Raw genomic sequence first — 7534 nt, 5'->3', positions numbered from 1 at the left:
CGCGCCCCCGGCGCCGCCGAGGTCGCCGTCACCGCCACCGGCGCCGCGAAGGCCGTCCTGCCGCTGACCGTGCTCGGCCCGGCGGTACGCGTCAGCGCCGGCAGCGCGCCGATCGCCCTCGAAGGCGCCGGTGCCACCGCCCGCCTCACCGTCACCGGCTACGACGCGCTCGGCCACACCGCACCCGTCGAGGCCGCCGACGTCAAGGTCACCGGCGGCGAGGGCGTGGTCGAGACGAGCGCCGCCCCCGACGGCACCATCGCCCTCAAGGCCCTGGCCGACGGGAAGTCCGCCACCCTCAAACTGACCGTCGGCACCCTGGAGAGCGCCGTCGCCGTCACCGTCGGCATGACCGAGAAGCCGTTCGCCGACTTCTCCGACGCCGCCGCCTGGAAGTCCGGCAACGACCGCGCCCCCGGCGGCTCGACGGCCCCCGCCCCCGGCCCCGACGGCACCCACGGCCTGCGCCTGGCCTACGACTTCACCCACTCCACCGGCACCCGCGGCCAGTACGCCATCGCCCCCGAGGGCATCGTGCTGCCCGGCCAGCCCCGCTCCATCACGATGTGGATCGAGGGCGACGGCAACGGCGCCTGGCCGCGCGTCCAGTACCGCACCGCCGCCGGCGTCACCGCCAACCTCGACGCCCCGATGGTCACCTGGACCGGCTGGCGCAAGGTCGAGTTCCCCGTCCCCGCCGGCGTCCAGTACCCGCTCACCTTCCAGCGCTTCCGCCTGATGGAGACCAGCGCCGCCCGCTCCTACACCGGCGCCCTCACCCTCGCCGACCTGCGCGTCAAGGTCGCCCCCGACGTCGAACTGCCCGTCCAGCCCAAGGTCACCGATCCCGTCGTGCTCACCCACGGCACCGTCGACGGCCGCCCGCTGCGCGTCGCCGTCATGTCCGACGCCCAGTTCATCGCCCGCAGCCCCGACAGCGACATCGTCCAGGCCGCCCGCCGCACCCTGCGCGACATCGCCGCCGCCAAGCCCGAACTCCTCGTCATCGACGGCGACTTCGTCGACGAGGCCGCCCCCGCCGACTTCGCCCTCGCCCGCACGCTCCTCGACGAGTTCGACCAGCTCACCGGCCACACCGTCCCCTGGCACTACGTGCCCGGCAACCACGAGGTCATGGGCCCCGGCACCATCGACAACTTCAAGGCCGCCTTCGGCGACACCACCCAGGTCTTCGACGTCAAGGGCACCCGCTTCGTCACCCTCAACAGCTCGCTCGGCACCCTGCGCGGCAGCGGCTTCGACCAGATCGCCACCCTGCGCACCGCCCTCGACGGCGCCGCCCAGGACCCGTCCGTCACCGGCCTGCTGCTCTTCGAACACCACCCCACCCGCGACCCGCTGCCCGACCAGGGCAGCCAGCTCGGCGACCGCAAGGAGGCCGCCCTCGTCGAGCAGTGGCTCGCCGACTTCCGCACCAAGGGCAAGTCCGCCGCCATGGTCACCGGCCACGTCGGCGCCTTCCACGCCCAGAGCATCGACGGCGTCCCGCACCTGATCAACGGCAACTCCGGCAAGGGCCCCGCCGCCGAACCCGACCGCGGCGGCTTCACCGGCTGGACGATGCTCGGCGTCAACCCCGCCGCCGGCCGCGTCACCGACCCCTACGCCGTCGCCGACGACACCTCCGCCTGGCTGCGCGCCGAGGTCCGCGCCCGCGCCGACACCGTCGACCTCCAGGCCCCCACCGCCCTCGGCCTGCTCGAAACCGCCCCCGTCCACGCCACCTTCACCCAGGACGGCGAGCGCACCGTGCCCGTCGCCTGGCCCGTCACCGCCCAGTGGGGCGGCACCGCCGTACACATCGGCACCGCCGCGAGCGCCCCGCGCACCGCCGTCGCCGCCTACGACCCGGCCACCGCCACCCTGACCGGGCTGCGCCCCGGCAGCGGGACGCTGAGCGTCACCGTCGGCGGGGTGAAGGCCGAACAGCCGCTCACCGTCGGCGCGTTGCCCGCCTGCACCACCACCGTGCGCGGCCGGCACTCCTCGCTCGCCGTCACCTCGGGCGTCACCTGCCTCCAGGGCGCCACCGTCGACGGCCCGGTCCTGGTGCAGCCCGGAGCCTCCCTGGTCGCGCTGGACTCCGTCCTGTCCGGCCCGCTCTCCGCCCGCGGCGCGAACACCCTGGTGCTGAGCGACACCACCGTGAACGGCCCGGTCGCCGTCAGCGGCACCACCGGCACCACGGCGATCCTGCGCGCCACCCTGTCCGGCCCGCTCCACCTCGCGCTCAACCGGGGCGCCACCCTGCTGGCCGGCACCACCGTGCGCGGCCCGCTGGACTGCTCCGGCAACACCCCGGCCCCGGTGAACGGCGGCCTCGCCAACACCGTGAGCGGCCCGAAGGGCGGCCAGTGCGCGAAGCTGTGACCGACCGCCGGTGACACGCCGCCAGTGACCCACCGCAGGCCCGGACCGTGACGCACGGTCCGGGCCTGCGGTGCCGTGTCCTACGTGGCCCGGTGGCTCTTGACGAGGTCCTGCACGGACGTGGGAACGGGGGTGCCCGGCGGGACGTGCTTGTCGGGGACGGGATCGCCGTACGTCTGGCGCACGGTGAGGGTGCCGCCCCAGGCGTGGGGGTAGTCCAAGTCCCGCTGGGTCTCGTGTTCGGGCCCCTCGGGGTGGGTCGCGATCTTGGCGTGGACGGTCGTCTCCTTCTCGTCGAGGTCGACGGAGAGGACCCCGATGGTGGGGTGATTCTGCCCGTCCGTGTTCAGGTCGGTGTCGTCGATGGGGCGCAGCTCGCTCCAGCGATTGGGGATGACCTGGTCGCTCAGCGCGTGGAAGGTCTTCGCGCGCAGGGAGGGGTCGACCTTCCTGGCGACGCCGTTGACGACGACGGAGCGGTAGTCGAGGGAGGTGCTGATGGCCGCGCGGCCGACGACGAGGCCGTCGACGACGGTGGCGGCCACGCTGACGGACACGCCGTCATCGCTCCACAGGTGCTTCAGCGAGACCGGGAGCCAGTCCGGGTAGTAGATGGACCCGTGCAGGTAGAGGAGCCTCCTGCCGTCTTCCTCGTGGTAGGCGTAGACCATGGGGACGCATCGGGGCCTGATCGTCAACCGGTCGCCCGGGGTGCTGATCTCGAGGTGGGCGACGGTGCAGACGAAGCCCGCCTGGAGGACGGGGACCCAGTCCTTCGGGTCGGTGCTCACCTGCGTCCTCTTGCCGAACGCCGCGGCGTCCGACGACCCTGTGACGGTGCCCGGTTCCTGGGACATGGCGGACATGGCGGTTCCTTCACGACGGGGGAGGGGAGGGGCCCGGCTCCGCGGGTGACGGGAGCGGGCCCGGGACACGGGTCATGCCTACGGCACGGCGGGCGCCCGACGGGCCCCAACGTGCGCGCGGCGGTGGCGGATCACCCCGCCAGAGCAACGACCCCGCCGGCCGCGACCGCGGGACGCCGGGACGTTCCGATGCGCCATCCGGCCGTCCGCCGTTGGGACGGGAGCGCCCCGCGGCCGTGGCCGGCGGCTTCGGCCGGTCGGCTGACGGGGGCCGGTCGAGGCGGCCGGAAGAACGTTTCGGCTTTTCCGATCGATTGCGGGAGGGGTAATTCCTCATACCGGCAAGGGGATTCACGGACCGGTGACGCCCATGCGTGTCCGGTCGGCGGCGGGCCGGGGCGCAACCATACTCGTGGACGCCGAGACCGGAGAGGCGATCCGAAAGGGGACGCCTCCGCGGCGGATGCGAAAGGGAGAGTCATGCCGGACAACGACGAGTACCCGAAGCCCCTCAAAGATTTCCTCGACAGGATCGACGACTGGTACCGCACCAATCACGAGGGCTTCAAGACCCTGTTCGACGCGACGATCGCCAACGTGGTGAAGTGTCCGGCCGACCCGACCGATCCCGATGGAAAGAAGGTGTACTACGACTGGCAGGGGAAGGGCATCGAGGATCTGAAGAAGTTCTTCGCGGAGTGGTACACCAACTGGACCACGACGAAGCCCAACGACGGCCTGGACTACATCGAGAAGTTCAGCTGGCTCACCTACGAGAACGACTACGGGATGGTCTTCGTGACCTGCGGTCCCGGCCTGGAGATGACCAAGGACTTCACCGACCTGCAGGGCGACCAGATGGACGACGAGGGGGAGGGCGGCCAGGAACTCATCAACCTCTGGCGCGCTGAACTCGGCACGAGGATGGAGGAGTTCGAGCCGGGCCCCTGGGGGACCTTCAACCAGTTCTTCATCCGGGAGCTGCGGGACCCGTCGGTGCGGCCGATCGACGCTCCGGACGACAACAGCGTGGTGGTCGCCCCGACCGACTGCGTCATCAACATGATCGTCGACGACCTGGCCGAGGAGACGCCGATCCCGGTCAAGACGGTCACCATGAACGTCAAGCAACTGCTCGCCGGTTCCAAGTACTACAAGAAGTTCGTCCCCAAAGAGGAGGACGGAAAGACGGTGCCCGGGGGCACCGCCGTGTCGTGCATCCTGATGCCCGACACCTACCACTGGTACCACGCGCCGGTGGATGGTCATGTCGTGGAGTCCCACGACGACGTCCACGGGATCTACTACGGGATGCGGGACTTCCCCGAACTCCTCAACAAGGGGAACGTCGGCTACGGATTCGACTACGAGATGTTCGACACCTTCCGCCGCGGATACCTCGTCTTCAAGACGACGTTCATCGATCCCCAGATGCGGAAGCACGACACGTACGTGGCGATGGTGACGGTCGGCCTCAACTCGATCGGCTCCGTGCAGTACGAAGCGGAGTTCAAGAACCCCCAGAATCCCGTCCGGGTGAAGAAGGGGCAGAAGATCGGGAACTTCCAGTACGGCGGCTCCCTGAACATCCTGCTGTTCGAGCACGGCCGCTTCCCGGCCCTGCAACTGCACATGGGTCAGCGCATCGGAACCCTCGAGGCCCCGGAGCGGACGAAGGGCCTCTTCAGCCACCCCCACCACGCGCAGTCCCGCCGGGGCATCCCGTTCGCCCGGTGACCCCGCCGATCCCGTCGACCCCCTCGATTCCGTTGACCCGCTTCCGAACGAAGGACTGAACCATGGACCCGGACGATCTCGTCACGTCGATCCCGGCGAACCTCCTCGACACCAAGAGCCTCGAGCTGGGGATCCGCTCCTACGCGGGGCGCGTACAGCTCGACGGCACGGGCACCGCGAAGAACAACCTCTTCTACTGGTTCTTCGAGAGCCAGACCTGCAGCCCCCACGTGCCCGTCGCCGACCAGCAGGACCTGATCAGCGCCACACCGCTGGTGATCTGGCTCAACGGAGGCCCCGGCGCCTCCTCGCTGATCGGGCTCTTCCTGGAGAACGGCCCGCTGACCATCACCGAGGACACCGTCGGGACCGTGTCGCTGACCACCACCAGCTGGAACCAGGAGGCGCACCTCCTCTACTGGGACCAGCCCCTGGGCGCCGGGTACAGCCACTCCGACGATCCCAAGCACGACGAGTACGTCGAGGACGAGGCCGAACTCGGCCACATGTTCTGGCAGGCGCTCCAGAAGTTCTTCCAGCTGCACCCCGAGTACGCGCAGTGCCCGCTGTACGTCTGCGGCGAGAGCTACGCCGGCAAGTACGTGCCGGCGATCGCCCTGGAGATCGACAAGCAGAACGGGCGGAAGGCGGGACAGCACATCGACCTGCGCGGGATCGCGGTGGGCAACGGCTGGATCACCCCCGAGCTCTCGCTGGGCCTCATGATCGACTACGTCTACACCACCGGATTCATCGGCCTCGGCCAGCGCGAGGAACTGCTCCGGGACTACGCGAAGGTCCAGGCCGAGATCAAGGAAGGCAGCATGGTCCAGGCCACCAAGGACGGCAACGCCCTGGTGGACAAGACCCTGGCCTACGGCGGGAAGTTCGACATCTACGACGTCCGGGGGTGGAAGGGCCTGCCCTGGGAGACGCTGAAGGCGTACCTGAACACCGATCCCGTCAGGAAGGCCCTGCACGTGCCGCTCGGGCTCGAGTGGACGTGCGAGGACAACAGCGGCCCGGTGGCCGATGCCCTGGTGGAGGACAACATGGCGGACGCGTCCGACAAGTACGGCGCGCTCATCGACAAGAGCGACGGGGGCATCAAGCGCTACAAGGTGCTGCTCTACACCGGGAACTTCGACACCGCCTGCGGCTTCCGGAGCACCGAGGAGATCCTCGACAGGCTCATGCGGGACCGCGACCCGGAGTGGCACGGCGCGCCCCGTCTGATCTGGCAGCAGCCGCCGGGCGACCCCAAGGGCTTCGTTCGCCAGCGCGGCAACCTGACGCAGGTGTCCATCCCCGACTCCGGTCACGAGGTGCCGGCGTACCAGCCGGAGATCTGTCGGGAGATGCTCTACAACTGGCTCTTCGAGCGCCCCTTCCACGGGCACGACCCGAAGGGGCCGCTCGTGTAGCGGACCGGCGACGGCGCCGGGGAGTTGATCGGACGGCGGGGCGGCACTGCGGTGCCGCCCCGCCGTTTGTGGTGCCGTACGCGCGGGGTGGTGATGGCCCGAGCTGAACATCATTCATATGATGGCAAGTCAGTAACTATCAGCCGGTGCCACGATCCTCGGAGGGCGTCCCGGACCAGGGCGCGCCCAGGGGACCGGGCCGGCCCCCGGATCCGCTCCGGCCCCCTCGGGCTCGATTCAGGGAGAAGCATTGCGCGGCACCGTGCTCGCCGACCGCTACCGGCTGGTGGACTGGCTCGGCGGCGGGTCGATGGGCGACGTGTGGCTCGCCGAGGACGAGGTCCTGGGCCGCCGGGTGGCGGTCAAGGTGGTGAAGCCGGCCCTGCTGGACGAGCCCGGCTTCGCCGAGCGCTTCCACACCGAGGCCCGCGTCATGGCCCGGCTGCGGCACCCGGGCATCGTCGGCGTGTACGACTACGGGCACAGCGGCGGCGACGGGGCCAGCGGCGACGGGCACGGCGGTGCGTACGGTGCCGGGACCGGTCGGCGCCCGGTCGGCTACCTGGTGATGGAGCTGATCGACGGTCAGCCGCTGAGCGCCGTCCTGGAGCGGCGCGGAGCCCTGCCGGTGGCCGAGGCGCTGCGGCTGGCTCTCCAGGTGCTGGAGGCGCTGGAGGCCGCGCACGCGTCCGGGGTGGTCCACCAGGACATCAAACCCGCCAACCTGATGGTCAACGGCGACCGGACGGTGATCGCGGACTTCGGCATCGCCGGCCCCGCCTGCGACCCCCGGTTCACCGTACCCGGGGTGGTGCTGGGCACCGCCGCCTACCAGGCACCGGAACAGGCCTCCACCGGGACGGTCACCGCCTCGGCGGACCTCTACGCGCTCGGCGTGGTCCTCTACGAGTGCCTCGCCGGGAGGCTCCCGTACGACGGGGAGACCGCCCTCGAACTGATCCTCAAGCACCTGACGGAGCCCGTGCCGCCGCTGCCCGGGGACGTGCCCGCGCCGGTGCGGGCGGTGGTCGAGCGGGCGATGGCCAAGGACCCCGGCGAGCGCTGGCCCGACGCGGCGACGATGGCCGCGGCGCTGCGCCAGGCCCTCGCGGCGGG

5 protein-coding genes are annotated in these 7534 nt (G+C 70.7%); 4 read left to right on the top strand and 1 reads right to left on the bottom strand.

Going from position 1 to position 7534, the window contains the following annotated elements:
- Positions 1-2391: metallophosphoesterase (locus AE652_RS30400; protein ID WP_199823169.1), on the top strand; the 2391-nt coding region annotated here is incomplete at its 5' end.
- 80 nt (positions 2392-2471) lie between these two features.
- Here AE652_RS30400 and AE652_RS30395 read toward each other — a convergent pair.
- Positions 2472-3257, bottom strand: coding sequence for a pyridoxamine 5'-phosphate oxidase family protein (locus AE652_RS30395; protein ID WP_049657302.1), 786 nt, complete (start codon positions 3255-3257; stop codon positions 2472-2474).
- A 480-nt stretch (positions 3258-3737) separates the two neighbouring features.
- Between AE652_RS30395 and AE652_RS30390 the strand changes: the two genes are divergently transcribed.
- From AE652_RS30390 to AE652_RS30380, 3 genes are all read left to right on the top strand, one after another.
- The gene (locus AE652_RS30390) at positions 3738-4994 is read left to right on the top strand and encodes a phosphatidylserine decarboxylase (RefSeq protein ID WP_049657300.1); all 1257 of its coding nucleotides are present in this window, start codon (positions 3738-3740) and stop codon (positions 4992-4994) included.
- 62 nt (positions 4995-5056) lie between these two features.
- Positions 5057-6418 carry a hypothetical protein gene (locus AE652_RS30385; RefSeq protein WP_049657299.1) on the top strand — a complete coding sequence of 454 codons (1362 nt, stop codon included), beginning with the start codon at positions 5057-5059 and terminating at the stop codon, positions 6416-6418.
- Between the two features lie 250 nt (positions 6419-6668).
- Positions 6669-7534: serine/threonine-protein kinase (locus AE652_RS30380; protein ID WP_049657297.1), on the top strand; the 866-nt coding region annotated here is incomplete at its 3' end.

It is taken from the genome of Kitasatospora sp. MY 5-36 (genome assembly GCF_001182915.1).
Classification (GTDB): Bacteria; Actinomycetota; Actinomycetes; order Streptomycetales; family Streptomycetaceae; genus Kitasatospora.
This window is presented reverse-complemented; position numbering and strand designations above follow the sequence as displayed.

Coding starts and splice junctions, on each gene's coding strand:
- AE652_RS30390 (WP_049657300.1), top strand. CDS start 3,738: ATGCCGGACAACGACGAGTACCCGAAGCCCCTCAAAGATTTCCTCGAC.
- AE652_RS30385 (WP_049657299.1), top strand. CDS start 5,057: ATGGACCCGGACGATCTCGTCACGTCGATCCCGGCGAACCTCCTCGAC.
- AE652_RS30395 (WP_049657302.1), bottom strand. CDS start 3,257: ATGTCCGCCATGTCCCAGGAACCGGGCACCGTCACAGGGTCGTCGGAC.